Here is a 24,466-nt window from a genome sequence, read left to right as displayed (position 1 = left end):
AGGAGATCAATATGCGACCGCTCCGCATGCGACCGTTCCGCGTGTCCCGTCTGCGTTCCCTGGCCTTTGCCGGCATGGCCATGTTGCTGGCAGCACCCGCCCACGCCGCAGGCTCCGGCATGCCCTGGGAGGACCCGCTCCAGCGCATCCTGGATTCCGTCCAAGGCCCCGTCGCCAAGATCGTGGCGGTGATCATCATCATCACCACGGGTCTGACCCTGGCCTTCGGGGAAACCTCGGGCGGCTTCCGGCGGATGATCCAGATCGTCTTTGGGCTGTCGGTGGCCTTTGCCGCCTCCAGCTTCTTCCTGTCCTTCTTCTCCTTCGGCGGCGGGGCGCTGCTGCCATGAAGGATCTGCCCGAAGGCTTCGCCGTACCGCTGCACCGCGCACTGACCGAGCCGATCCGGCTGGGCGGTGCCCCGCGCGCGCTGGCCATTCTCAACGGCACCATCGCCGCCGCCATTGGCCTGGGGCTACAGCAATGGCTGGCGGGCCTGCTGCTGGCGTTGGGCGGGCACAGCCTGGCCGTGCTGGTCAGCCGCCGCGATGCGCACATTGCCGCCATCCTGGCCCGCCATCTGCGCCAAGCGGGAGGCTGGTCATGCTGAACCTGCGCGAATACCGCCCCCGGCCCGACCGGCTGGCCGATCATCTGCCCTGGGCTGCCATAGTCGCCCCCGGCACCGTGTTGAACAAAGATGGCAGTTTCCAGCGCACCCTGCGCTATCGCGGGCCGGACCTGGATTCCGCCACGGAGGCCGAGTTGGTGGCGCTGGCCGCGCGCACCAACAATGCCCTGCGGCGGTTGGGATCGGGCTGGGCCTTATTCTTTGAGGCGGAACGGGTGTCGGCATCGGGCTATCCCGACAGCGCCTTTCCCGACGCTGCGTCCTGGCTGGTCGATCAGGAACGCCGGGCCGGTTTTGAACGGGCGGGTAGCCATTATGAGAGCGTCTACCACCTGACAATCCTCTATCTGCCGCCCCCCGACACGCAGGCTCGCGCCAGTAATGCCTTACTGGATGGGGGGCAGGTAACGGGTGGTCGCCGTGACTGGCGACGGGAGCTGGAGCAGTTCCAGCAGGAATTCTTCCGGCTGGCGGGTTTGCTGCAAACCATCCTGCCCGAGCAGCATGATCTGGATGATGCCGAGACGCTGACCTATCTGCACGGCTGCATCTCCACCCGGCGGCATCCTGTCGCCGTACCGGACGTGCCGCTCTATCTCGACGGGGCGCTGGTGGATACGCCCCTGCTCGGTGGGCTGGAGCCGATGCTGGGTGACCGGCATCTGCGGGTCCTGTCAGTGCTGGGTTTCCCCAACCAGACAAACCCTGGCCTGCTGGATGGGCTGAACCATCTGGATTTCCCCTATCGCTGGGTCACGCGCTGGATTCCACTGGATAAAGAGCAGGCCACCCGCGCCCTGAACCGGTTGCGTCGCCACTGGTTCGCCAAGCGCAAATCCATCGGCGCGCTGCTGCGCGAGGTAATGACCAATGAGCCCTCAACCCTGCTGGACAGTGATGCTGACAACAAGGCGATGGATGTCGATGAAGCGCTGCAATCGCTTGGCGCCGACCATGTCGCCTATGGCCACCTGACCACCAGTGTCACGGTCTGGGATACAGACCCGCAGGGGGCAGACGATAAGCTGGCCGCTGCCGAGCGGGTGCTGACGGGGCTTGGCTTTACTGTCATTCCCGAGCGGATCAATGCCGTAGAGGCCTGGTTGGGCAGTCTGCCCGGCCATGTCTATGCCAATGTCCGCCAACCGCTGGTTCACAGCCTGAACCTTGTCCATCTCATGCCGCTGTCGGCCACCTGGGCAGGGCCTGCCCGCAATGGGCATCTGGATGGCCCGCCGCTGTTCCAGGCCGAGACCAGCGGGGCGACACCGTTCCGCTTTTCCATCCATGTCGGCGATGTCGGGCATATGCTGGTAGTGGGGCCAACGGGGGCGGGAAAGTCCGTATTGTTGGCCCTGATGGCCATGCAATTCCGCCGCTATCCCGGTGCGCAGGTCTATATCTTCGATAAGGGCAACTCCGCCCGTGCGGCCACCCTGGCTATGGGTGGTCGCCACCATGCGCTGGGCCAGACGGGTGACCTTTCCTTTCAGCCGTTGCGCCACATCGACGATCCCGAACAGCGGGCCTGGGCCGCGGATTGGATTATCGGCCTGTTGGACCATGAACAGGTCGCGGTGTCGCCGGAGATCAAAGACCTCGTCTGGTCGGCGCTGAACAGCCTGGCCGGGGCACCCCCGGAACAGCGCACGCTGACCGGCCTGTCGCTGTTGCTGCAATCCAACCCGCTGAAAGCCGCCCTCCATCCCTACACGCTGGAGGGGCCGCACGGGGCCTTGCTGGATGCAGCATCCGATGGCTTGGACTTGGCCGCCGTCCAGTGCTTCGAGATGGAGGCGCTGCTGCACCGAACAGGAGCCGTGCTGCCGGTCCTGACCTACCTTTTCCATCGGCTGGAGGAGCGCTTCACCGGTGCGCCTACCCTGCTGATCCTGGATGAGGCCTGGGTCTATCTCGACAATCCCGCTTTCGCTGCCCGTATCCGGGAATGGCTGAAGGTTCTGCGCAAGCGCAACGTCGCAGTGCTGTTCGCCACCCAGTCGCTGGCCGATATCGCTGGGAGCAACATTGCCCCGGCCCTGATCGAAAGCTGCCCGCAGCGAATCTTCTTGCCCAATGACCGCGCCATCGAACCGCAGGCCAGGGCCGTCTATGCCGCCTTCGGGCTCAATGACCGCCAGATCACCCTGATCGCCCAGGCCACGCCCAAGCAGGATTACTACCTGCAATCCAGGCGCGGTAACCGGCTGTTTCAACTGGGGCTTGGTCCCGTGGCCAAGGCCTTCTGCGCGGCCTCGGACCCGGCTTCGCAGGTGCTGATCGACAAGGTTCTGGCTGAGGCGGGGCAGGGGGACTTTGCCGGTCCTTGGCTGCGCGCCAGAGGCCTGGATTGGGCGGCCGACCTTCTCCACCAAATCCCTGAGGAGACCCAACCATGAGCGCCAAGCTGTTCGCGGCCCTGGTAGCCGTTGTCCTGATCATCGGTAAGGTGGACGCCTTCACCGTCTATGACCCGGCCAACCATGCCCAGAATGTGCTCCAGGCTGCCCGTGCGCTGGAGCAGATCAACAACCAGATCCGCACCCTGCAAAATCAGGCCACCATGTTGCAGAATATGGCCCGGCAGCTCCAGCGGCTGGATTACTCGTCGCTAGGGCAGATCACCAGCGCCTTGAACCGCATCGAAGGGCTGCTGATCCAGGCCGACAGCATCGGCTTTGACCTTGCCGGCAGCGATGCCACTTGGCAACACACCTATCCCGGTACTTACCGCGATGCCGATGCCGCCAGCCTGGATCAGCAGGCCGACATCCAATGGCGCAGCGCCAGGGCTGCGTACCAGCAGACCATGCGGGTGCAGTCGGGCATCGTCACGGCGATCCAGGCCGATGCACCCCTGCTGGCCGATCTGGTCAATCGCAGTCAGGGGGCAGATGGCAGCTTGCAGGCACAGCAGGCCGGTAACCAGCTCCTGGCCCTGTCCATCAAGCAGCAGATGCAACTGCAAAACCTGATGGCGGCCCAATACCGCGCCGATGCCGAAACCCAGGCCACCATTGCCGAGGCCAATGCCATGGCGCGGGAACGCACCCGGCAGTTCCTGGGTGACGGTCGTGCTTACAGCCGCTGAGGAAAACCATCATGGGCGACCTCGGCATCATTGACCGGTTCACGGAAACCTTCATCCGGTACATCGACAGCGGCTTTGGGCTGCTGTCGGGGGATGTCGCCTATCTGACAGCGACCCTTATCACCATCGATATGGTGCTGGCCGGATTGTTCTGGGCCATGGATGCCCATCACGACGTGATGCCACGCCTGATCCGCAAGGTACTCTATGTCGGGTTCTTCGCGCTGGTGCTGGGTAATTTTCAGGCGCTGTCCGAGGCTGTTTACAGCTCTTTTGCGCAGCTTGGGCTGCGGGCGGGGAATTCCGGTCTGTCGGCCAGCGACTTGCTGCATCCGGGACAATTGGCGGCGGTGGGGTTCCAAGCAGCGCATCCGCTGCTGGATCAAGCCCGCACCATGCTGGGCTTTCCTGACATCTTCGGCAATGCCCTGAACCTGACCATCATGGTCCTGGCCTGGTTCTTTGTCGTGATCGCCTTCTTCATCCTGGCGGTGCAGCTCTTCATCACCCTTATCGAATTCAAGCTGACCTCGCTGGCCGGGTTTGTCCTGGTTCCCTTTGCCCTGTGGAGCAAGACGGCCTTTCTGGCCGAGCGCGTGCTGGGCCATGTGATTTCCTCCGGCATCAAGATCATGGTCCTGGCCGTCATTGTCGGCATTGGCTCCAGCTTCTTTCGGGAATTTACCGAGGCGCTGAATGGCAAGGTGCCGGGCATCAATGAAGCGATGACGATGGTGCTGGCGTCCCTGGCCCTGCTGGGGCTGGGCATCTTTGGTCCCGGTATTGCCGCTGGGCTGGTGTCTGGTTCGCCGCAACTCGGGGCTGGTGCTGCACTGGGTACGGCCGGAGCCGCCGCCGGAACGGTTTTGCTGGCGGGCGGAGCCGCTGTGGCCGGTGCCAGACTGGCCGGTGGGGCCGGTCTGTCCGCCGTGCGCGCTGGTGCCAATCTGGGCGGTGCGGCCACCGGTGCCTACCAATCCGCCCAGGCCGCTGGACAGTCAGGGGTGGGCGGTATCGCCCGTGCCGCCGGAGAGGCCACCCTGCGCAAGACCAAGGATGTCGGCCACCGCATCACCGAGCCGTTGCGCGAGGCCTATCAGTCCGGTCGCCAGTCCACCTATCCCGATCCTTCGCCTGAGACAGGCGGGGAGGGGGCTGACACTGCATCGTCGGCTACCACTGACAACGCCCCCGACTGGGCTCGCAAGCTGCGGGCGGAACAGGCGGCCCGCGCCCGCCGCCACAGCACCGAACAGGCCATTAAGGATGGGGACCGGTCTGGCGGCAGTGCTGCTCCGTCCCTTGATCAGAAGGATGACTGACCATGTTCAAACGCTCCCTGCAACGCTATGGCACTACGCCCGACCCCGTGACGCCCTATCAGAAGGCGGCCCAGCTCTGGGATGAACGGATTGGCAGCGCCCGTATTCAGGCCCGGAACTGGCGGCTGATGGCTTTTGGCTGTCTGGCGCTCGCCATGGGTCTTTGTGGCATCGTGGCCTGGCAGTCGGGCCAAAGCCGCATTATCCCCTATGTGGTGGAGATTGATCGGCTGGGCGAGGCCCGTGCCGTGGCACCAGCGGCCAGTGACTATCAGCCCACCGATGCCCAGGTCGCCTATTACCTGGGGCGCTTCATCAGCAACGTCCGGTCACTTTCCACCGATCCCGTGTTGGTGCGGCAGAACTGGCTGGCCGCCTATGATTTCGTGGTCGACCGTGCCGCCCTGTTCCTCAACGAGCAGGCCAAGATCAACGATCCCTTCAGTCGGATCGGCACCAACAGCGTCACGGTGCAGGTCACCAGCATCGTCCGCGCCTCCGACCTGTCCTTCCAGGTCAAATGGACCGAACAGCATTTCGAGCGCGGCAGTCTAGTCCGCACCGATCGCTGGACCTCGATCCTGGCGGTCAGCCTGCGGCCCCCCAGCACGTCGGAGGCCTTGGCCCGCAACCCCTTGGGCGTCACCATCACTTCCATCGACTGGTCGCGGGAGTTCGATGCCCAACCATCCCTGAGGAACACGCCATGACCAAGCTGATCCTGCCGGTCCTGATGGCCGGTATACTCTCCGCCTGCGCTGGTCACCCCAAGAAGCCACCCGTCATCGCGTATGACAGCAGCGATTTCCAGGCTGCGAAGGTTGAGCCCGAACCAGCCTTCCCGGTCCAAATCGTTGAGAAGGCCGTCCCCTTGCCGCTGCCTGGTCAGTTGCAGCCATTGCCATCCGCGCCGACCGTGGTGATGCCCGACAATCGCCCCCCGACCCAGCGTGTTACGGACGCGAACAAGGCAGCCACGCTGGAGCCCACCCGCAGCGGCTATCTCAACGCCATGCAGGTCTATCCCTATACCGCGGGGGCTTTGTATCGGCTCTATGCTGCACCTGAACGGGTGACCGACATAGCCCTCCAGCCCGGTGAGAGTTTGGTGGCCGTGTCCGCTGGTGACACGGTGCGCTGGATCATCGGCGACACCAGCAGCGGGGCAGGGGAGGCGAGCCAGGTGCATGTGCTGGTGAAACCGGTTGCTGCCAGCCTCACCACCAACCTGGTCATCACCACCGACCGGCGCGCTTACCACCTGCTGATGGAAAGCACGCCGCAGACCGCCATGGCCTCACTGTCTTGGACCTATCCGCAGGATCAGTTGCTGGCGCTGCAACGCCGTAACAGTCAGGCAGCGACGGTGCAGCCGGTTGCCACTGGCCTGTCCTTGGAAAACCTGCACTTCCGTTACGCCATCACCGGCGACAATCCCCCCTGGCGGCCGCAACGGGTCTTTGACGATGGGGCCAAGGTCTATATCGAGTTCCCCGGCCGCCTCGACCAGGGCGAAGCCCCGCCGCTCTTTGTCATCGGCCCGCAGGGTGAGGCGCAATTGGTGAACTACCGTGTGCGCGGACGGCATTACATCGTGGACAGGCTGTTCGCCGCGGCAGAATTGCGTCTGGGCACTGATCCGCAGCAAGTAGTGCGGATCGAACGCACCGATGGGAGGCCGTCATGACCACGGCCCCTCCCGACACCAAGCAGCCGCCCGAAAAGCTGGAACTGCGGGCTGCTCCGCGCCGGGCATTGCGCCTGCGGCGTTGGGTGATCATTGGCGGCAGCGGCATTACTGCTGGCACCATCCTGACCCTAACCATGCTGTCTCTCCAAAGTCAGCCGGGTAAACGCGACGCCGGGCCTCAGGAACTGGCACAACCAGCCAAACCACCGGCACCGGAAGCACTGGCCGGACTGCCCACCGACTACAGTCAGGTCAAGCCTGATACACCGCCGCTGGGGCCACCACTGCCCGGTGACCTCGGTCGTCCCATCTTGGAGCAGCAGCGTCGACAGGCGAGCAGCACGCCATGGTCACCCACTGCGCCGGTAAATCAGCCAAGCCCGGAGCAGGTCCAGATCAACCAAGCGCGCCAATCCGGCCTGTTCATCCGCACGGAACCGAAAACAAGACCGGCCATTCCAGAAAGTCAGAATGTGGCAAATCCAAGTGCCCCGGACTCTGCCACGGAAAGCGCCACACCCGATGAGCCGCAGCGCAAGATGGACTTCTTGGCTCGCCCTGACACGGGTGGGATCTACAATCCCTACGCTGAGCAGCACCCTACATCCCCTCATCAGATCATGGCGGGTAGCGTCATCGCGGCGGCCCTGGTGACAGGTCTCAATTCTGACCTGCCGGGCACCGTGACAGCCCAGGTGACCGAGAATGTCTATGACACCGTCACCGGCCAGATACTGCTGATCCCCCAAGGTTCCCGTCTCATCGGCACATATGATAATCGCGTCAGCTTTGGACAGGAGCGTGCGCTGCTGGTCTGGCAGCGCCTGATCCGCCCCAATGGCACGTCCCTGCAACTTGACAACCTGCCCGCCAGCGACACCCAGGGCAACTCAGGGCTCACCGACGAAGTCGACTTCCATACTGGCCGCCTCCTGAAGGGCATTGCCATGGCCACACTGCTGGGTGTCAGTACCGAACTGACGTTCGGGCAGCAGGAAAGCGATTTGGTCCGAGCCGTCAGGGAGTCCGTCCAGCAAAATGCCGACCGCGCTGGCCAGCAACTGGTTGAACGCAATCTCGACATCCAACCGACCCTGGCCGTCCGCCCCGGCTGGCCGCTGCGAGTAATTGTGCGCCGCGACCTGATCCTGTCCCCCTACCGTGGAGGCTGACCCATGCTGAAGCTCCCCAAACTCCCCGACCGCACCCCGGTAAAGCTAACCGTTACCCTCAATCCGGAACTGCACCAGCGGCTGCAATCCTACGCTGCTCTTTACCGGGAAACCTATGGCACCCCGGAGCCGGTGGCCGATCTCATCCCCTACATGCTGGATGCCTTCCTGGATAGCGACCGGGCCTATGCCAGGGCGCAGAAGGAGGAGCGTCCGTCTGGGCAGGACCCTGTTGGCGGTCGGAAACGCCAACATGTGGCCATGGCATCAGGTCTCAGCCCCGCGAGCCGGAGGACTGAGCCATGACCACCATTGGCAAGTTCACGCAGTCCAAAGATGGTGGTTGGACCGGAGTCATCCGTACCCTGACCATCAATGCCAAGGTGCGTCTGGTTCCGAACGATAGCCGCGACAATCCTTCCGCACCGGCCTACCGGCTGTTACTCGGCCACCATCACATCGGAGATGCCTGGGAAGCACAAACTAATGATAACAACCCGCAGCCGTACCTGCGGGTACGTTTTGATGACCCAGCTTTGCTAGGGTCGATCAATGCTGCCCTGTTTTGGTCCGGTGCTGATGACTCAGCAAAGCTGATATGGAGGCGTGCGCGCGTTTAGGTAGGTTCTCGGGTCGTGATGGGGCCGGAAGCGGACGGGTGGGTTTCCGTGTGCACAATGCGGTTCTGGACATTACCGCCCGCGCCGACAGCGTATCTTGCCGATTCAAAGCTGCATACAAGCGATGATTCTGTGATCTGGGTGGAAAACATCACGCAGCGGCGAACAGCAGACATACGCTGAACCGATAAAAATCAAAGCCGCAAAAAACCTTCAGACGAACAGGAACGGGTCATGAAAATCATCTATCTTGCCGCCGCGTTGATGGTCGGCCTCACCAGTATCGCCGGTGCCATTTCCGCCCAGGCCCATGGCATCTGGTTCGCGCAGCGGGCCAAGCAGACGGCCCTGATCTATGGTGTCGGTGCCGACGACCTGGACGTGGTGAAGCGGCTGGGTCTGGTGACCGGCACCTATGGCTATGACGCTGACTGGGCACCCGTGGGTGCGACCCTGCGCGTCGCCGGCCCCATCGTGGTGGTGGACAGCGAGGCGCCGACCGTCGCCTTTGCCGCCATCATGGATAATGGCCTCTGGTCCCGCACGCCGGATGGCAAATGGGTCAAGGGCGGGCGCGATACCGTGCCCGATGCTGTCGTTGCCGAACGCACCATGAAATATGCCGTCCACCTGACCGGCACCCCCAACAGCCCCATTCCCGCCCTGCCGGAGCAGGTGTTGCAGATCGTACCGGTGGACAAGACCCTGCCGGTGGAGATGGGCAAGCCGCTGAAGGTGCGCGTGCTCTACAAGGGCAAGCCCGTCAAGGATGCGGCCCTGAAGCATGATTTCGTGAACGATCCCGATCAGGTGCCGGTGAAGACCGACAAGGACGGTATCGCCACCATCAAGGTGCGCAACCAGGGCCTGAACGTGCTGGCCGCCACCTATGTCGGCCCGTCGGACAATCCCAAGCAGATCGACCATATCGAATATCTGGCGACCCTGTCCTTCGTGCTGCCGCACGCCCCGGAATGAGGATTTTGCACATGAAGCACCCGATGATCCGGCTGGCGCTGGCCGCCACCCTGACCCTGTCGCCGCTGACGGTCCTGGCCCATGGCGACACCACGCCCAAGCATGGCGGCATCGTCCAGATGACGGGCGAAACGCTGATCGAGCTGGTAGCCGGCGCCGATGCCGCCAGCATCTATGTCAGCGAAGAGGATGAACCCGTCGCCAGCAGCGACCTGACGGCCACCATGACCATCATGGATGCGGGCGGGAAGCGTCAGGTCAATCTGACGCCCGCTGCCGGCAACCGTTTTGACGCGCCGGGCGTGAAGCTGACCAGTGGGGCCAAGGTGGCGGTGATGGTGGTCAACAAGGCCAGCCAGGCCCGCTCCATCCTGTCCTTCACCGTCAAGTGACGGGGGCGAGACGATGCGGCTGCCCCCTTTGTCATGGACCAACGGGGGCGGTCGCGCCGTCCCCCTTCTTGTCGCCGCCCTGCCCTGGCTGGTGATCCTGGCCCTGCTGATCTGGGCACCCCATGCCATGGCGCATGGCGTGTCGGAGGATGATCGATCCTTCATCGAGGATGCGCAGGGTGTGCATGTCATCCCCTATATCTATCTGGGCGCCAAGCACATGGTCACTGGCTACGACCATCTGCTGTTCCTGGTGGGCGTGATCTTCTTCCTTTACCGGCTGCGTGACGTCGCTTCCTACGTCACCCTGTTCGCCGTCGGCCACTCCACCACGCTGCTACTGGGCGTGCTGGCCGATATAAGGGCCGATGCCTATATCATCGACGCCATTATCGGCCTGTCGGTGGTCTACAAGGCGCTGGACAATCTGGGGGCCTTCAAGACCTGGATGGGTTTTCAGCCCAATACCAAGGCCGCCGTCCTGATCTTCGGCTTCTTCCACGGCTTCGGTCTGGCGACCAAGCTGCAGGAACTGTCGCTCTCGCCCGACGGTCTGCTGGCCAATCTGGTCAGCTTCAATGTCGGGGTGGAGATCGGGCAGTTCATGGCCCTGTGCCTGATCCTGATCGCCATGAATGCCTGGCGCACAACGCGCAGTTTCAACCGGTCGGTGCTGCTGGCCAATGGCGCCCTGATGGCCGCCGGCCTGACGCTGGTGGGCTATCAACTGGCCGGCTACCTCACCCAATCCGCGTAAGGGGAAAACAGATGACCGACATGAGCATGACCCCTTATCAGGCCTCTCCGCGCGCCCTGCTCCGGGCCGGGCTGGGTGCCGTGGCGGCGTCGTCCCTGGTGCTGACCCTGTTCGTGCTGCCGGCTGAATATGGGATCGACCCGACGGGGGCCGGTGGTGCCCTGGGCCTGACGAAACTGGCTGGCGGCGGCGGTGAGGCGGCGGAACCGGCGCCCACCGCACCCGTTGCCACACCGGTGGCCCCCGGCACACCCACCCCGGCGGAGATCGCCAAATCCACCGTCCTGCGCAGCGATCGCCAGGAACTGATCCTGCCGCCTCATTCGGGGGCGGAGGTGAAGGCTCATATGGCACAGGGCGATCATTTCATTTTCCGCTGGCAGGCGACGGGCGGGCAGGTGCGCTTCGACATGCATGGTGAACCGCCCAACGCCAAGGAGGGCGAATTCTCCAGCTACTGGAAGGCCAAAGACCTGGACAGCGCCCAGGGCGCCTTCACGGCCCCCTTCACCGGCACCCATGGCTGGTATTTCCGCAATCGCGGCGACACGCCGGTGACGGTCGTTGTGGAAACCACGGGCTTCTACAAGGACCTGTACCTGCCGCCGGTACAATGAAGAATGGACCTGCGTCCAGGCCCCCCAAGGGCATGGTTTGCAGGACCTGCGCATAAAATTGAGAAGGGCTGTTTGCGGGCGATTCGGGCCCGCAAACAGCTTTCTATCACTGACCTGATGTAACAGGACCGATCACATCACGCGCTTGAAGTTCGTGTAGTCACCGGTTGCGCGTACTTTTACGGTCACATCCTTGTCACCGCGATTGCGCCAGAACCATCCATGCTTTCCATCAAAGGCGGCGGTAATTTCGCCTTCATCACTGGCGGCACCGCGCCCCTTCTTGTAGCTGTGGGTCTTGTCGGGTGCGGCGAAAGCCTCGCCATGCGCGTCAAAATTCACCACACCGCCCTCGACCGTCCATGAATAATTGATCTTGGCCCCCTGCTTGGCCTCGACCTTGACCTCAGCCCCCTGACCGGGAGCCAGCGTCACCGACATTTCATCCACCGTTTCCGCCTCGCCATGGGCATGGTCGGCATGGGCCAGGGCGGTAACGGGCAGCAGGCACAGGCCAGCGGCGATCAGCAGCGACTTCAACATCATTGTTTCCTTATCGTCTTCGAACGGGTTCGGCCTCAGGCACCACCCGTGTCAGGTTGGGTCGACCGCCGGCAGGAGCCGGCGGTGCATTTCAGATGTTTTACGGAGAGGTAGCAGGCTGGGATGTCGTTGCCGTCTCCCGGTCGGCCTTGGCATCGGCTTCCGCCTCTTCTGCCAATTGTGCCTTGATCTCCCCCATCTCCGTCAGGCCCAGCAGTTTGCCGATACCGGTGGGGTCGATGGCATATTCCGACGGCAGGACAACGGTGACCAGCAGCAGGGCAGCGGTCACGATGGCGATGATTGTCGACCGAAGAAGCTGCGCCGAGGTCGGCAGTTCAGCCTGGGTGGGAATGTTGCTGTTATACATGGGGCAAATCCCTTTCAGGAAGCGACGGCCCAGCCGGTCAACTGATATCCGATCAGCATGAACCCGGCGGTCATCATGACGACATTGGCGGTATAGGCGTGGCGCCAGAAGCTGGCAGTCCGGCGCCAGTACCCCATCACGATCAGGATGGCGAACAAGGCCAGCATCTGACCAATCTCCACGCCGACATTGAAGGCCAGCAGATTGGGGATCAGCCCATCCGCTGCCACGTCATATTCGCGGATCTTGGTGGCCAGCCCCAACCCGTGGAACAGGCCGAAGACCAGTGTCGCCACCTTGGTGTTGGGCTGGAAACCCAGCCAGCGCTGATAGGCACCCAGATTGTCCAGCGCCTTATAGACCACCGACAGGCCGATGATGGCGTCGATCAGGTACCCATTGACGTTCGTGTCGAACAGCACGCCCAGCAGCATCGTGGTGGAATGGCCGAGGGCGAACAGGCTGACATACAGCGCGATATGGTTCAGCCGATAGAGAAAGAAGATCACACCGAACAGGAACAGGATGTGATCATAGCCGGTCACCATGTGCTTGGCGCCGAGATAGATGAAGGGCAGGAGATGCACGCCCGTGATCTCCTGGATATAGCCCTTGTCGCCCTGCGTCACGGCATGGGCCAGCGCATCGGCGCTTCCCATCAGAAGGGCGCTGATCATGCCCATCAGGGCCAGAAGCAAGGTCCGGGGCGGCACGGCGGCGCGCGCCTGCCCGACCCTGGGTGGAGGCCTTTTCATGGCTTGGGTTTTCCCGAGTTTCAGCAATAGGGGAAGCAGCCCCCGTCAGGGTGCTGCTTGTGGCTATGCGTGGAACCCGGCCCGTGGTGGCCGCTCCAGGGCGTAAAGCGGTGCGCTGGACAGGGCCGCCGGTATGTCATCGTGCCAGCCAGTGCGCCATACATTCGGCGCGCCAGGAGGGAACGTTATGGCGATCAGAACGGTGTGGGAATGGTCGCCCTTGTTATGGCTATGGGTCGGCCCGGCGGATCGATCATCCTCCCCGTCATGGTCATGTCCATGATCATGACCATCGGCGATGGCGATATCGGGAATATGGGCGGCCAGGCTGTGGTGAGCGAAAGACAAAACGCCGGAAAGCATCATCGCCACGATGATGAAGCGAACGCCTTTCAACAGGATCAGTTTCACCATCTGGTCGCCATCGATACGCATAGGTAACCACGTCTCCGTGAAGCCCATGCCCGCTCTATTCCACTGATATGTCCAGGGATAGCGGAATGCCAAAGTCGGGTCAATGGCCCATTTGCGACTCATTCGCACGCTCTGAAGCAACCTTGCCATATCCCCACCAGGGGGATAGCATATTGAGGCAGTCGGCTCTGTCCAAGCCGGCTGAAAGGCGCTACCCAACCAGCTTGAAAGAAATCCCCTTGTTCTCTCCCTTGCTGAACCGCACCTACCGCCACCTCTTCGCAGCACAGGTTGTGGCCCTGGTGGGAACCGGGCTGCTGACTGTGGCGCTGGGCCTGCTGGCCTATGATCTGGCGGGTGCGGACGCCGGCGCGGTGCTGGGTACGGCGCTGGCGATCAAAATGGTGGCCTATGTGGTGGTGGCACCCGTCGCCGGTGCCTTTGCCGACCGGTTGCCCCGGCGCACCTTCCTGGTCGCCATGGATCTGGTGCGCGCCTTGATCGCGCTGTCGCTGCCCTTCGTCACACAGGTCTGGCAAATCTATGTGCTGAACTTTCTGCTGCAATCGGCATCCGCCGCCTTTACGCCGACATTCCAGGCGACCATCCCGGACGTGCTGCCGGAAGAGGCCGACTATACCAAGGCCCTGTCGCTGGCCCGGCTGGCCTATGATCTGGAGAGCTTGGTCAGTCCGGCACTGGCGGCGGCCCTGCTGACCATCATGACCTACCATGACCTGTTCGCTGGCACCGTGGTCGGCTTCGTCCTGTCCGCCCTGCTGGTGGTATCGACCCGCCTCACAAGGCCGACACCGGTGGAGTACAAGGGTGGCATCTATGACCGGACCACAAGGGGAATGCGCCTCTATCTGCGGACACCGCGCCTGCGTGGCCTGCTGGCCTTCAACGGGACCGTCGCCGCAACAGGTGCCATGGTGATCGTCAACACCGTCGTGTTGGTGCGTGGTCTGCTCGGCGGCTCGGAAACGGATGTTGCCCTGCTGCTGGCGGCCTATGGTGCCGGGTCCATGGTCATGGCGTTCCTGCTGCCCAAGCTGTTGGAGCGGACAGGGGACCGCAGCGTGATGATGGCTGGGGCCTGGGTACTGACCGGGGGGCTGTTGACCCTGGCGGTCCTCCTGGCAACGGGTCTGGTTGTGGGGAATGTCGATGGTTCCTTTCCGATCCTCATGCCCGCCTGGTTCATATTGGGAGCGGCAAATTCTGCGGTGCTGACACCGTCCGGTCGGCTGTTGCGCCGTTCCGCTGAGGCGGGAGACCGGCCGGCCATCTTCGCGGCGCAGTTCGCGCTTTCCCATGCGTGCTGGCTGGTGACATATCCGCTGGCGGGCTGGCTGGGCTCGACCGGCGGCCTGACAATCGCTTTTGCCACCTTGGGCGTGCTGGCGTTCGTCACCACGCTCATCGCCGGACGGCTTTGGGCCGGTGACGACGCCCCCCGTTCGGTTTGATCTGCAAAATCGGATCGCCCCTCCGCCCCGCTTAACGCGGGGACGGAGGGGCTTTCCTCATTTGACCTCGGTTGCCGGCGACCGGATTGCGGCAACGCACTCCCCATCACGCCAACGGGGACCGTACCGCTTGATGCCGGGAAGGCGCGGGGCGAATTCCTGCGCCCGCTGGCCACTTTCACAGGTGGTGTCGGCCACCGTTCGTCCTGGCCCGTCCGCCGGGGTGGAACATCCCGACAGTGCCAGCGCAAAGACCAGAACTGCGATCCTTGTCTTCATGGATTTTCTCCTTTCACGGTCAAGGATGCAGCGCCGGTGACACCTGCCGGGTGTCGCGGTGGCACAGCCGGTACAAGGCGGGCAGGACCAGCAGGGTCAGCAGGGTGGAGGAAAGGATGCCGCCGATGACCACGGTGGCCAGCGGTCGCTGCACCTCGCTGCCCGTGCCGACATTGAAGGCCATAGGGATGAAGCCCAACCCTGCCACCAGCGCCGTCATCAGCACGGGTCGCAGGCGGGCCAGTGCCCCTTGGGTGATCGCAGCCTCCAGTGCCATGCCGTCATCCAGCAGTTTGCGGATGAAGGTCACCATGACCACGCCGTTCAGCACCGCGATGCCGGACAGTGCGATGAAACCGACCCCGGCGGAGATCGACAGCGGGATGTCGCGCAGCGCCAGTGCCGCCACGCCGCCCGTCAGGGCCAATGGCACGCCACTGAACACGACGCCGGCATCGCGCATCGACCCGAACGCCATGACCAGCAGGCCGAAAATGGCCAGCAGGGTCAACGGCACAACGATCCGCAGCCGTTCGGTGGCCGAGGTGAGCTGCTGGAACGTGCCGCCATATTCCACCCAATAGCCTTCGGGCACCGTCACGTTCTCGCCCACGGTACGCTGGATCTCCTGCACGAAAGACCCCAGGTCGCGACCGCGCACATTGGAAGTGACGACGATGCGGCGCTTGGCGTTCTCCCTGCTGATCTGGTTGGGACCCAGGCCGATCTCCACCTTGGCCAGTTCACCCAGGGGAAGATAGGCCACGGCCGAACCACCCTCGACCGCCGGCATGGGGACGGGCAGTAGCCGCAACCGGTCCAGGTCGCTGCGGATATCCTCCGGCAGCCTGACGACAATGTCGAACCGCCGATCACCCTCGAAGATCTGGCCGGCGACCTGTCCGGCCAGTGCCGTCTGCACCACCTGCTGCAAGTCGGCGATGCTGACGCCATAGCGGTCCAGCGCCGCGCGGTCGGGCAGGATGCTCAACATCGGCAGGCCGGTGGCCTGCTCCAGCTTGGCATCCGCCGCACCGGGCACGGCATTGATGATGGCTTCGATCTGGGCACCGATCTCTGTCAGCTTCTCCAGGTCATCACCATAGACCTTCACCGCCACCTCACTGCGCACACCAGCGATCAACTCGTTGAAGCGCATCTGGATGGGTTGCAGGAACTCGTAATTGTTGCCGGGCACGGTGGCCACGGCAGCGGCCATTTCCGCGACCAGCTGTGCCTTGGTCTTGCGCGGATCGGGCCATTGGTCACGCGGCTTCATGATGATGAAAGTGTCCGCCACGCTGGGTGGCATCGGGTCGGTCGCCACCTCCGCTGTGCCGATCTTGGCGAAGACGCGGTCGATTTCCGGGAACTGCTTCAGCCGCGCTTCCAGCACCGTCTGCATGCCGATGGCCTGGGTCAGGCTGGTGCCGGGAATGCGCAGCGCGTGCAGGGCCACGTCGCCCTCATCCAGGTTGGGGATGAATTCCGTCCCCATGCGCGAGGCGGCGATGCCGGACAGCACCACCATCATGGCGGCGGCCACCACGATGGGCACGCGGATGCCGATGGCCACGCGCAGGGCGCGGTCATAGAAGCGGCCCGTGGCCTGCATGACGGCATTCTCATGCTCCGCCACCCGATCAGTGACGAACAGGGCGACAGCGGCGGGCACGAAGGTCAGCGACAGAACCAAAGCCGCAGACAACGCCATGACCACCGTGGCGGCCATGGGGTGGAACATCTTCCCCTCCACCCCGGTCAGGGTGAAGATGGGCAGATAGACGATGGTGATGATGAAGACGCCGAACAAGCTGGGCTTGATCACCTCCGACGTGGCGGATGCGGCCAGGTCGAACCGCTCCTCGCGTGTCAGCAACCGGCCCAGCCGGTGCTGCGCCTCGCCAAAGCGGCGCAGGCAATTCTCGATGATGATGACGGCACCATCGACGATCAGGCCGAAATCAAGCGCGCCCAAGCTCATCAGGTTGCCCGACACCCTGGTCTGCACCATGCCGGTGATGGTCAGCAGCATGGACAGCGGGATCACCGCCGCCGTGATCAGAGCGGCGCGGATATTGCCCAGCAGCAGGAACAGCACCACAATGACCAGCAACGCGCCCTCGGCCAGGTTCTTCTCCACCGTCGCGATGGTCCGGTCGACCAGGGTGGTACGGTCGTAAACCGCCTCCACCACGATACCGGCAGGCAGGCTCGCCTTCACCTCTTCCAGCTTGGCGGCAACCAGACGGGAAACGTCGCGGCTGTTCTCTCCCACCAGCATGAAGACGGTGCCCAGCACGGTTTCCTTGCCGTTCTGGGTGGCGGCCCCGGTGCGCAGCTCCGCCCCGAAACCGACCTCCGCCACATCACCGATGCGCAGCGGTACCCCGCTGGGCCGGTCCAGCAGGATGGAAGCGAGGTCTTCCGTGCCCGTGGCCTGTCCCGGCACGCGGATCAGATATTGCTGGCCGTGGCGTTCGATATAGCCGGCACCGACATTGGCATTATTGCGCTCCAGCGCCTGGACGATGTCGGCCATTGTGACGCCATGGGCCTGCATGCGCTGCGGGTCGGGCGACACCTGATACTGGCGGTTGAAGCCGCCCACCGTGTTGATTTCCGTGACGCCGGAGATGTTGCGCAATTGCGGGCGGACCACCCAATCCTGAACCTCCCGCAGGTCGGCGGGCGTCCAGGGCTTACCGTCCGGCCGTGTCGTGCCGTCCCGCGCGCTGATCGTGTACATGAAGATCTCGCCCAGGCCCGTGGCGATGGGGCCCATGGTCGGCTCAATACCGGCGGGCAACTGCGCCAAGGTCTGTTGCAGCCGTTCATTGACGAGTTGGCGGGCGAAGTAGATATCCGTCCCTTCATTGAACACCACCGTCACCTGCGACAGGCCATAGCGGGAGATGGAACGGGTGTAGGACAGGTGCGGCAGGCCACCCAGGGCGGCCTCGATCGGGTAGGTGACGCGCTGTTCGGCCTCCAGCGGCGAATAGCCCGGCGCCTCGGTATTCACCTGCACCTGGACATTGGTGATGTCGGGCACCGCGTCGATGGACAGGCGGGTGAAGTTATAGACGCCCAGGGCAGCAAGGCCAAAGGTCAGGGCCAGCACCAGCCAGCGATGCCGGATGGCCGCCTTGATAAGGGTATCGAGCATGGTCCGGCTCCTCAATGATCGTGGCTGGCGCCGGACTTGTCGATGTCGGCCTTGATGAGGAAGCTGTTCTCGGTGACATAGCGTTCACCGGGCTCGATGCCGCCCAGCACCTCCACCTTGTCGCCATCCTGCTGGCCAAGCTCCAGCATGCGGACCTCGTAGGTGTCGCCCACCAGCGCGAACACCACCGTGAAGTCACGGAAGGCCTGCAGGCCGGACACTTTCACCGCCAGTGGCACCTCACGCGAGGCGACAATGATGCTGGCATTCACCATCTGCCCCGGTCGCAGCTTCTGATCGGTGTTGTCCAGCAGGACGCGGGCGATCACCGTCTGGCTGCCCGCATCGGCCAGCGGCAGGATGCGCTGGACGCTGCCCGTGATCTCCGTCCCGTCACCGGTCTTCAGCCGCACCGGCTGGCCCGGCCTGACCCGCGCCGCGTCGGCGGGGAACAGGCGCAGGTCGGCCCAGAGCGTGGACAGGTCACCGATCTCGAACAGCGGGCCATTGCCGGTGACGGCCCCGACATTGATGTCGCGCGACAGCACCGTGCCACTGACCGGGGCCTTCACGGCATAGGTTTGCAGACTCTCATTGCTTTCGATGGTGGCAATGACTTCGCCAGCCTCCACCCTGTCACCCGGCAGCTTGCGCACCTCGCGCACCAGACCAGGGAAGCGGGCATCGATACGCGCGGCCCGGTCCATGTTGAGACCGATACGGCCCGTGACCTCCACCGTCTCGTTGATGGTGGCGGGGCCAGCCGGTTCCGTGCGGATGCCCGATGCTTCGGCGGATGCCGGTTCGATCCGGGTGCGCCCTTCATAAGAGGCGAATTTCCATTCGCTGCGCTTGCCGCCCCGGTTGGCGACCACATGCACATCGAAGGAATGCGGCTCCACCAGCACGCCATTGCCGGCCAGATAGTCCTGCTCTGGCTTGAAGCCGAACTTGTCGACCTTGCCGCCCAGGCGCGTCACGGCGACGGCCAGGCCCACGGTTTGCGGGGCCACGGGCTTGTCGTCGACATAGGCATAGACGCGGTAATGCGGGGGAACGCCGTCCTCGAACACGGTCAGTTCCAGGGCCAGCGGCCCGTCGCGCAGCATGCGGCCGCGATGGGGGCCACGTTCATACTCGCCCGCCGCCGGGGCAGCGGCGTGGCCGCCCTCGGCATGGGTCGCGGTCGGCCGGTTGATCAGCCATAGGGCGCCGGCGCCGCCGACGGCCAGGATGGTGGCGACAAGCAGCGTCTGCTTGATCATGTTGGTCTTGGTCATTGTGTCAGTCCTGCGGGGCGAGGGTCTGGCCGGTCAGGCGCTCGGCTTCGATGGCGAGCCGGTGATAGTCGGCGGCCTCAGTGATCATGGCCTGTTCCAGCTCCACCAGTTGCCGGTTGGCCTCGGTCAGTTCCAGCAGCGACAGGCGGCCGGCCTTGTAGCCATCCTCGATGGCGGCGATGGCGGCGCGGGCCTTGGGGGCTGCCTCCTCCTGCAACAGCTTCAGCGCCTGACGCGCGCGTTCCATCCCGGCATGCAGGCTGGCGAGTGTATTGTAGAGGCTGGTCCGTGCCGCCTGCTCGCGCGCCAGGGCCAGGCCGGTGGCGGCCCTTGCCTCGCGGATACCGGGCTCGGCCCGGGCGGCGGTGCCCAGCGGCATGGTCAGCGACATGACGAAGGCCTGACCGTTCTGGCCCTCCAGCCGCCTTATGCCGGCGCTGACCGTCAGGTCGGGCGTACGTGCGCTCTCCGCCAGCAGGGTGCGGGCCTCTAGGGTCCGGCGTTCGGACGCGAAGCGCAGCAGGTCAGGATTGCGCTCCATCCGCGCCTGGATGGTGGAGACGGGTAGCGGGGCCGGCATGTCCAGCAGCTTGGCCGCCGCCAGTTCGAACCGCGGGTCGCGGTCCGCCCAAGCCTCGGCCAGCAGCAGGCGGGCGGAGTGCAACTCCTGCTCGCTGCGCAGCCGGACCAGCTTGGCCTGGGTGACGGAGACCGCGGCGCGTGCCACCTCGCCCGGCAGGGCCTTGGCAGCCCTGTAGCGGGTGTTGGCCGCATCCAGGGCGCGGGCGGCCATGGCTTCCTGCCGGCGGGCCAGCGCCAGCAGTTCCTGGTTGACCACGACATCGATGAAGCGGCGCGTCACCTCCGCCAGGATGTCGATCTTTTCGGCATCCTGTTCGGACAGGATCTGGGCGCGTTCGTGGCGGGCCACGTCCATGCGGCGACCGCGCTTGTCCTCCAGGTCCAGAACGGTGCCCAGGCTGAGGGTGACTTCCGTGTCACCGATGAAGCGGGTGCCGCCGGTGCCACCGACATTCTCAACATCAATGCCGAGTTGGAGCGGATTGCGCAGTGACGCCTGATCCTGGCGGGCCGTGGCTGCATCCAGGGCGAAGCGGTGGCCGGCAAGGCGCGGACGGGTTGTGGCAGCAAGCGTCAGGGCCTGGCGCAGGGTCAGGATGCCGACGGGACTGGTGGCCGGATCGGCAGCATAGGGGCTGGAGGCAGGTGCCTCGCCGGAAATGGAGGCTGGCGCCTCCTGGGCCAGACAGGGGCCAGTGACGGTTGCAAGCAGCAACATCGTCACGGCCATGCCGGACCGGAGCGGAATGGCTCTGGGCATGGGTATCGTCCTCGGCCCGCCGGAAGCGGGGGCCTGTCAAATCGCGATCAGGATTGAATCAGATGGATTCAGGCCCGGCGCGGCGGACGGTCGATACGGATGTTGCTGTGCTGGCGGGTGAAGGAAACCGGCAACGGGACATGGCCGCGCGGCAAGGGCGGGCTTGTCACCTGAACCTGCGTCGGCACGACCACCAGCAAATGGGTCACCGTGTCATGGGCATGGTGGAACCTGTCGATATGCTGATCGCTATCGGCGGTTTCCACATGCTTTTCATGGATGGCATGGTCCCCATCCATGGACCCACCGACATGGTGCTCCAGCTTCTCCACCAGCCCATGTGCCATGGTTTCGCCCGTGTGGAACACGGTGAAGCACAGCATCACGGTCATAAGGAAGGCGAGAAGGGAGCGCATCGTGCCTTGTGATTGGGGAATGGACGAAGAAACCGTAGCCGAATATAGCGGCGGAACCAAGCTGTTCCAGAGTGGCCATGGGTCGGGTCAGAGGTACTTGGTGATTTCCGCGATCCCGGACAACCGTTCCCGCACCTCCTTGGGCAGGGCTCCGGTCGCCTCCTCCAGGTGATGCTCGATATGGTGCAGCACCAGCACCGTCTTTGCCTTATCCACGGCCTTCAGCACCGCCTGTAATTGCTGGGCAATGGTTAGGGCGTCGCGCCCTTCCTCGACCATCTCGACGATCTTGGACAGGTGCCCTTGGGCTCTCTTAAGCCGGTTCAGAATCTCAGGATTGTTAGCATGGCTCATAACCGTGACATATCCCCCAGGGGGGGATATGTCAACACGAGAAACGACCTCAGAGCTGCCGCTCCTTTACAGTGAAACGCAGAGACGGGCATTGCCTGATTTTACCGCCGGTGACCTTCCCGCATCCCACAGGCCTTACAACACCATTCTTCCGAAATCGTCCATGTCAACCTCCTACATTGAAAAGCCGCAAGCAAGTTGCCGTGGGGTTGACAGCGCCAGTTTGCTCGGGCACCAAGTGCGGTACAGGGGCCGTGCGGTAGCCCCGTGAGGCGGCATGCCCAATACCGTGACACCCCAATACCCAGGGATGGTATGGCATGCCCGCACACACTGAAATCTCCACGTCACAATTGTCACGTTTAATCGGCCTGCCCGACGGGCCCTTGCTGATTGATGTCCGCACGGACGAGGATGTCGCGGTGGACCCCCGCATCCTGCCCGCATCCCGGCGCAAGCGTCATGACCAGGTGGCGTCCTGGGCCAATGACGTTACCAACCGCAACGTGGTTGTTGTCTGTCAGGCGGGGGGCAAGCTCGCCCAGGGAACGGCCGCCTATTTGCGCCATCGCGGAATTCAAGCGGAAAGCCTTGAAGGCGGATTTGAGGCTTGGCGCGATAACGCGGGGCCATTGGTTCCCCTGAGTGCCATCCCACCGTCAAATGGTCAGGAAGGGACCCGATGGGTCACACGATCGAGGCCCAAGGTCGATCGCACCGCCTGCCCCTGGCTTATCCGGCGCTTCATCGACCCGGATGCGGTTTTCCTGTTTGTCTCTGCCCAGGAAGTTGAAGGCGTCGCGCAGCGTTTCGCGGCGACACCCTTCGATGTGGAGGGGGTAGAGTGGAGCCACAGGGGCGAGAAATGCACGTTCGACGTGATGGTGGAGCAGTTCGGTTTGACCGGGCCCGCCCTCTCACGTTTGGCGACCATCATCCGTGGCGCTGACACGGCGAGGCTGGATATCGCACCACAGGCGGCTGGGTTCCTGGCGATTGCCCTGGGCCTGTCCCGCATGTACCGGGATGACCTGGAACAGGTGGAGGCCGCGATGCTGGTCTACGACGCGCTGTACCGCTGGTGCCGGGACGCCAGCGATGAAACCCACAACTGGCCGGGACCGGGACCACGGGGGACCTGATGATAAACGAACATGTGATCGGGGCCGGCGAAATGCCGGCCCCCGAGCGTCCCGCCTATCCAACCTTTGCCGAAGCAACATGGGCCTGGGTTCGTGTTGCCGCACTGAGCTTCGGGGGGCCGGCGGGACAGATCGCGGTAATGCACCGCATCCTTGTTGAGGAAAAGCGCTGGATCGGCGAGAACCGGTTCCTGCATGCCCTGAACTACTGCATGATGCTGCCGGGGCCTGAGGCACAGCAACTGGCCGTCTATATCGGATGGCTTCTACATCGAACCGCGGGCGGTCTGGTGGCCGGCACCTTGTTCGTGCTGCCGGGCTTCCTGTGCATCCTGGCCTTGAGCCTGTTCTACGCGGCCTATGGTCAGGTCGGATGGGTGTCTGCCTTGTTCTTCGGATTGAAGGCGGCGGTGCTGGCTATCGTGCTACAGGCGGTGGTGCGCGTGGGCAAGCGAGCATTGCGCGGGAATAGCATGCTGGTGATCGCAGCAACGGCTTTCCTGGCCATATTCGCGTTTGGAATCCCGTTTCCGCTCATCATCCTGTCGGCAGCTTTCGTCGGTTGGGTGGCTGGACGGCGCGGGCTGTCGGGGTTTCAAGGCAGCGGCCATGGTGGCGGTCACGGCCCTGCCGTTGCAGACAAGGACACGGTGCTGGGTGAGACGATCCCCGACCATGCGAAATCATCGATATCCTGGTCGCTGCGCATGGCGGCCATTTTCCTGATCCTGTGGCTGGCCCCTGTTGCCGCCCTTTTGCTGGTCCTTGGCCCGGACAACACTTTCAGCCGCATCGCCACCTTCTTCAGTCAGATGGCCGTCGTAACGTTCGGCGGGGCCTATGCCGTCCTGGCCTATGTCGCACAACAGGCCGTCGACACTTTCGGCTGGCTGAGGCCAGGAGAGATGTTGGACGGGCTGGGAATGGCGGAGACGACCCCAGGACCATTGATCATGGTAGTGGAGTTCGTGGGCTTCATGGGTGCATTCCGCAGCCCTGGCTCCCTAAACCCTTATGTTGCTGGCACCCTGGCGGCCATGCTCACCACTTGGGTTACCTTCATGCCCTGCTTCCTCTGGATATTCCTGGGGGCACCCTGGATCGAGGCCCTGCGCGGCAATCGTGCGGTGACCAGCGCTCTGGCCGCAGTGACGGCTGCCGTCGTCGGTGTGATCCTCAATCTGGCGATCTGGTTCGCGCTGCACACCGTGTTTCAGGAACTGCGTCCATTGTCCCTTGGTCCAATTCAGGTCGATTGGCCCATCTGGGAAACTCTGGACGTGGCGGCGCTGGTCTTGTCTGTCGGTGCCATCGTTGCGGCCTTCAGGTTCAAAGTTGGCATGGCCAAGCTTCTTGGGGTTTGTGCGGCCGCCGGATTTGCTCTGCACATCGTCGAGGCCCTCGCCTGAAGGCCTTGTTGCTAGGATATCAGACAGAACGGGTGTTCCATGTTGTCCGTGCCCGTTACGTGAAGTTTCCGCAATACCCATGACCAGCACAGTTCAAGGCTCTTTGCGCAGATTGCAGGCTTCGCGGGCAGAAGTCGCTGGCTGCTCGTACCCATTAGGCAACGTCGGCTTCCAAGTTCCGTCAGGCCACCAGTGAACGACCACAAGGGGGCTCTTACCAGAAGTCCGCCGCCCCCCTCAATCAATGGTCA

Annotated in this window: 27 protein-coding genes; 17 read left to right on the top strand and 10 right to left on the bottom strand. The window is 63.7% G+C overall.

The window, feature by feature from the left end; translation table 11 throughout:
- Positions 1-26: 26 nt before the first annotated feature.
- The 14 genes from ABC729_RS12205 to ABC729_RS12140 all read left to right on the top strand — a co-directional run bounded on the left by ABC729_RS12205 (position 27) and on the right by ABC729_RS12140 (position 11,270).
- On the top strand, positions 27-350 hold the full coding sequence (locus tag ABC729_RS12205; RefSeq protein WP_495608676.1) for a TrbC/VirB2 family type IV secretion system protein: 324 nt from the start codon (positions 27-29) through the stop codon (positions 348-350).
- Complete coding sequence (locus ABC729_RS12200) at positions 347-610, top strand: VirB3 family type IV secretion system protein (protein WP_495607839.1); 264 nt, start codon at positions 347-349, stop codon at positions 608-610. The genes ABC729_RS12205 and ABC729_RS12200 overlap by 4 nt, the downstream gene beginning before the upstream one ends.
- Positions 604-3,030, top strand: a complete 2,427-nt coding sequence (gene trbE / locus ABC729_RS12195; RefSeq protein WP_495607838.1) for a conjugal transfer protein TrbE — start codon at positions 604-606, stop codon at positions 3,028-3,030. Before ABC729_RS12200 ends, trbE begins: the two co-directional genes overlap by 7 nt.
- Positions 3,027-3,722, top strand: a complete 696-nt coding sequence (gene trbJ, locus ABC729_RS12190; protein ID WP_495607837.1) for a P-type conjugative transfer protein TrbJ — start codon at positions 3,027-3,029, stop codon at positions 3,720-3,722. The genes trbE and trbJ overlap by 4 nt, the downstream gene beginning before the upstream one ends.
- 11 nt (positions 3,723-3,733) lie before the next feature.
- Positions 3,734-5,044, top strand: coding sequence for a P-type conjugative transfer protein TrbL (gene trbL, locus ABC729_RS12185; RefSeq protein ID WP_495607836.1), 1,311 nt, complete (start codon positions 3,734-3,736; stop codon positions 5,042-5,044).
- Positions 5,045-5,046: 2 nt separating this feature from the next.
- Positions 5,047-5,754 (top strand): conjugal transfer protein TrbF, encoded by a 708-nt coding sequence (trbF, locus tag ABC729_RS12180; protein ID WP_495607835.1) that lies wholly within the window; start codon positions 5,047-5,049, stop codon positions 5,752-5,754.
- The gene (trbG, locus tag ABC729_RS12175) at positions 5,751-6,731 is read left to right on the top strand and encodes a P-type conjugative transfer protein TrbG (protein WP_495607834.1); all 981 of its coding nucleotides are present in this window, start codon (positions 5,751-5,753) and stop codon (positions 6,729-6,731) included. Before trbF ends, trbG begins: the two co-directional genes overlap by 4 nt.
- Positions 6,728-7,906 (top strand): TraB/TrbI/VirB10 family type IV secretion system protein, encoded by a 1,179-nt coding sequence (locus tag ABC729_RS12170; protein ID WP_495607833.1) that lies wholly within the window; start codon positions 6,728-6,730, stop codon positions 7,904-7,906. The genes trbG and ABC729_RS12170 overlap by 4 nt, the downstream gene beginning before the upstream one ends.
- A gap of 3 nt (positions 7,907-7,909) precedes the next feature.
- A complete protein-coding gene (locus tag ABC729_RS12165) occupies positions 7,910-8,212 on the top strand; it encodes a DUF2274 domain-containing protein (RefSeq protein WP_495607832.1) in 303 nt (100 codons plus the stop codon).
- A complete protein-coding gene (locus tag ABC729_RS12160; protein ID WP_495607831.1) occupies positions 8,209-8,526 on the top strand; it encodes a DUF736 domain-containing protein in 318 nt (105 codons plus the stop codon). Before ABC729_RS12165 ends, ABC729_RS12160 begins: the two co-directional genes overlap by 4 nt.
- 234 nt (positions 8,527-8,760) lie before the next feature.
- A complete protein-coding gene (locus tag ABC729_RS12155; protein ID WP_495607830.1) occupies positions 8,761-9,504 on the top strand; it encodes a DUF4198 domain-containing protein in 744 nt (247 codons plus the stop codon).
- An 11-nt stretch (positions 9,505-9,515) separates the two neighbouring features.
- A complete protein-coding gene (locus ABC729_RS12150) occupies positions 9,516-9,896 on the top strand; it encodes a hypothetical protein (RefSeq protein ID WP_495607829.1) in 381 nt (126 codons plus the stop codon).
- Between the two features lie 13 nt (positions 9,897-9,909).
- Positions 9,910-10,653 (top strand): HupE/UreJ family protein, encoded by a 744-nt coding sequence (locus ABC729_RS12145; protein ID WP_495607828.1) that lies wholly within the window; start codon positions 9,910-9,912, stop codon positions 10,651-10,653.
- A gap of 11 nt (positions 10,654-10,664) precedes the next feature.
- Positions 10,665-11,270 carry a hypothetical protein gene (locus ABC729_RS12140; RefSeq protein ID WP_495607827.1) on the top strand — a complete coding sequence of 202 codons (606 nt, stop codon included), beginning with the start codon at positions 10,665-10,667 and terminating at the stop codon, positions 11,268-11,270.
- Between the two features lie 132 nt (positions 11,271-11,402).
- Here the strand turns inward: ABC729_RS12140 and ABC729_RS12135 are convergent, their stop codons facing one another.
- The 4 genes from ABC729_RS12135 to ABC729_RS12120 form a co-directional block, all read right to left on the bottom strand.
- Complete coding sequence (locus ABC729_RS12135) at positions 11,403-11,816, bottom strand: hypothetical protein (protein WP_495607826.1); 414 nt, start codon at positions 11,814-11,816, stop codon at positions 11,403-11,405.
- 97 nt (positions 11,817-11,913) lie between these two features.
- The gene (locus ABC729_RS12130) at positions 11,914-12,183 is read right to left on the bottom strand and encodes a hypothetical protein (protein WP_495607825.1); all 270 of its coding nucleotides are present in this window, start codon (positions 12,181-12,183) and stop codon (positions 11,914-11,916) included.
- Between the two features lie 14 nt (positions 12,184-12,197).
- Positions 12,198-12,938, bottom strand: coding sequence for a HupE/UreJ family protein (locus tag ABC729_RS12125; RefSeq protein ID WP_495607824.1), 741 nt, complete (start codon positions 12,936-12,938; stop codon positions 12,198-12,200).
- A 63-nt stretch (positions 12,939-13,001) separates the two neighbouring features.
- Positions 13,002-13,373 (bottom strand): hypothetical protein, encoded by a 372-nt coding sequence (locus ABC729_RS12120; protein ID WP_495607823.1) that lies wholly within the window; start codon positions 13,371-13,373, stop codon positions 13,002-13,004.
- Positions 13,374-13,591: 218 nt separating this feature from the next.
- On the opposite strand from ABC729_RS12120, the gene ABC729_RS12115 reads away from it, so the two are divergent.
- Positions 13,592-14,824: an MFS transporter gene (locus ABC729_RS12115; RefSeq protein ID WP_495607822.1), complete on the top strand. Its 1,233-nt coding sequence runs from the start codon at positions 13,592-13,594 to the stop codon at positions 14,822-14,824.
- Positions 14,825-14,881: 57 nt separating this feature from the next.
- Here ABC729_RS12115 and ABC729_RS12110 read toward each other — a convergent pair whose 3' ends face one another.
- The 6 genes from ABC729_RS12110 to ABC729_RS12085 all read right to left on the bottom strand — a co-directional run bounded on the left by ABC729_RS12110 (position 14,882) and on the right by ABC729_RS12085 (position 21,664).
- Entirely contained in the window at positions 14,882-15,103 is a 222-nt protein-coding gene (locus ABC729_RS12110) for a hypothetical protein (RefSeq protein WP_495607821.1), read from the bottom strand.
- 19 nt (positions 15,104-15,122) lie between these two features.
- A complete protein-coding gene (locus ABC729_RS12105; RefSeq protein ID WP_495607820.1) occupies positions 15,123-18,272 on the bottom strand; it encodes an efflux RND transporter permease subunit in 3,150 nt (1,049 codons plus the stop codon).
- 11 nt (positions 18,273-18,283) lie between these two features.
- Positions 18,284-19,552, bottom strand: coding sequence for an efflux RND transporter periplasmic adaptor subunit (locus tag ABC729_RS12100; protein ID WP_495607819.1), 1,269 nt, complete (start codon positions 19,550-19,552; stop codon positions 18,284-18,286).
- A 4-nt stretch (positions 19,553-19,556) separates the two neighbouring features.
- A complete protein-coding gene (locus ABC729_RS12095; protein ID WP_495607818.1) occupies positions 19,557-20,894 on the bottom strand; it encodes a TolC family protein in 1,338 nt (445 codons plus the stop codon).
- A gap of 68 nt (positions 20,895-20,962) precedes the next feature.
- Complete coding sequence (locus tag ABC729_RS12090; protein WP_495607817.1) at positions 20,963-21,310, bottom strand: hypothetical protein; 348 nt, start codon at positions 21,308-21,310, stop codon at positions 20,963-20,965.
- Between the two features lie 87 nt (positions 21,311-21,397).
- Positions 21,398-21,664: a metal-sensing transcriptional repressor gene (locus tag ABC729_RS12085; protein ID WP_094453659.1), complete on the bottom strand. Its 267-nt coding sequence runs from the start codon at positions 21,662-21,664 to the stop codon at positions 21,398-21,400.
- A 320-nt stretch (positions 21,665-21,984) separates the two neighbouring features.
- Here ABC729_RS12085 and ABC729_RS12080 point away from each other — a divergent pair, with 320 nt between their 5' ends.
- Positions 21,985-22,806 carry a chromate resistance protein ChrB domain-containing protein gene (locus ABC729_RS12080; protein ID WP_495607816.1) on the top strand — a complete coding sequence of 274 codons (822 nt, stop codon included), beginning with the start codon at positions 21,985-21,987 and terminating at the stop codon, positions 22,804-22,806.
- Complete coding sequence (chrA, locus tag ABC729_RS12075) at positions 22,806-24,215, top strand: chromate efflux transporter (RefSeq protein WP_495607815.1); 1,410 nt, start codon at positions 22,806-22,808, stop codon at positions 24,213-24,215. The genes ABC729_RS12080 and chrA overlap by 1 nt, the downstream gene beginning before the upstream one ends.
- Positions 24,216-24,466 lie beyond the last annotated feature (251 nt).

Source organism: Niveispirillum sp. CC-CTL257 (genome assembly GCF_059489915.1).
Note: the sequence above shows the minus strand (reverse complement) of the source record. Positions and strands in the feature narration are given on the sequence as shown.

Excerpts from the sequence above, each read along its gene's own strand:
- ABC729_RS12100 (WP_495607819.1), bottom strand. The coding sequence starts at position 19,552 with ATGACCAAGACCAACATGATCAAGCAGACGCTGCTTGTCGCCACCATC.
- ABC729_RS12135 (WP_495607826.1), bottom strand. The coding sequence starts at position 11,816 with ATGATGTTGAAGTCGCTGCTGATCGCCGCTGGCCTGTGCCTGCTGCCC.
- ABC729_RS12105 (WP_495607820.1), bottom strand. The coding sequence starts at position 18,272 with ATGCTCGATACCCTTATCAAGGCGGCCATCCGGCATCGCTGGCTGGTG.
- ABC729_RS12205 (WP_495608676.1), top strand. The coding sequence starts at position 27 with ATGCGACCGTTCCGCGTGTCCCGTCTGCGTTCCCTGGCCTTTGCCGGC.
- chrA (WP_495607815.1), top strand. The coding sequence starts at position 22,806 with ATGATAAACGAACATGTGATCGGGGCCGGCGAAATGCCGGCCCCCGAG.
- ABC729_RS12155 (WP_495607830.1), top strand. The coding sequence starts at position 8,761 with ATGAAAATCATCTATCTTGCCGCCGCGTTGATGGTCGGCCTCACCAGT.
- ABC729_RS12095 (WP_495607818.1), bottom strand. The coding sequence starts at position 20,894 with ATGCCCAGAGCCATTCCGCTCCGGTCCGGCATGGCCGTGACGATGTTG.
- ABC729_RS12160 (WP_495607831.1), top strand. The coding sequence starts at position 8,209 with ATGACCACCATTGGCAAGTTCACGCAGTCCAAAGATGGTGGTTGGACC.
- ABC729_RS12080 (WP_495607816.1), top strand. The coding sequence starts at position 21,985 with ATGCCCGCACACACTGAAATCTCCACGTCACAATTGTCACGTTTAATC.
- trbJ (WP_495607837.1), top strand. The coding sequence starts at position 3,027 with ATGAGCGCCAAGCTGTTCGCGGCCCTGGTAGCCGTTGTCCTGATCATC.
- ABC729_RS12120 (WP_495607823.1), bottom strand. The coding sequence starts at position 13,373 with ATGCGTATCGATGGCGACCAGATGGTGAAACTGATCCTGTTGAAAGGC.
- ABC729_RS12090 (WP_495607817.1), bottom strand. The coding sequence starts at position 21,310 with ATGCGCTCCCTTCTCGCCTTCCTTATGACCGTGATGCTGTGCTTCACC.
- trbL (WP_495607836.1), top strand. The coding sequence starts at position 3,734 with ATGGGCGACCTCGGCATCATTGACCGGTTCACGGAAACCTTCATCCGG.
- ABC729_RS12125 (WP_495607824.1), bottom strand. The coding sequence starts at position 12,938 with ATGAAAAGGCCTCCACCCAGGGTCGGGCAGGCGCGCGCCGCCGTGCCG.
- ABC729_RS12130 (WP_495607825.1), bottom strand. The coding sequence starts at position 12,183 with ATGTATAACAGCAACATTCCCACCCAGGCTGAACTGCCGACCTCGGCG.
- ABC729_RS12145 (WP_495607828.1), top strand. The coding sequence starts at position 9,910 with ATGCGGCTGCCCCCTTTGTCATGGACCAACGGGGGCGGTCGCGCCGTC.
- ABC729_RS12150 (WP_495607829.1), top strand. The coding sequence starts at position 9,516 with ATGAAGCACCCGATGATCCGGCTGGCGCTGGCCGCCACCCTGACCCTG.
- ABC729_RS12085 (WP_094453659.1), bottom strand. The coding sequence starts at position 21,664 with ATGAGCCATGCTAACAATCCTGAGATTCTGAACCGGCTTAAGAGAGCC.
- ABC729_RS12200 (WP_495607839.1), top strand. The coding sequence starts at position 347 with ATGAAGGATCTGCCCGAAGGCTTCGCCGTACCGCTGCACCGCGCACTG.
- trbG (WP_495607834.1), top strand. The coding sequence starts at position 5,751 with ATGACCAAGCTGATCCTGCCGGTCCTGATGGCCGGTATACTCTCCGCC.
- ABC729_RS12170 (WP_495607833.1), top strand. The coding sequence starts at position 6,728 with ATGACCACGGCCCCTCCCGACACCAAGCAGCCGCCCGAAAAGCTGGAA.
- ABC729_RS12140 (WP_495607827.1), top strand. The coding sequence starts at position 10,665 with ATGACCGACATGAGCATGACCCCTTATCAGGCCTCTCCGCGCGCCCTG.
- trbF (WP_495607835.1), top strand. The coding sequence starts at position 5,047 with ATGTTCAAACGCTCCCTGCAACGCTATGGCACTACGCCCGACCCCGTG.
- ABC729_RS12110 (WP_495607821.1), bottom strand. The coding sequence starts at position 15,103 with ATGAAGACAAGGATCGCAGTTCTGGTCTTTGCGCTGGCACTGTCGGGA.
- trbE (WP_495607838.1), top strand. The coding sequence starts at position 604 with ATGCTGAACCTGCGCGAATACCGCCCCCGGCCCGACCGGCTGGCCGAT.
- ABC729_RS12165 (WP_495607832.1), top strand. The coding sequence starts at position 7,910 with ATGCTGAAGCTCCCCAAACTCCCCGACCGCACCCCGGTAAAGCTAACC.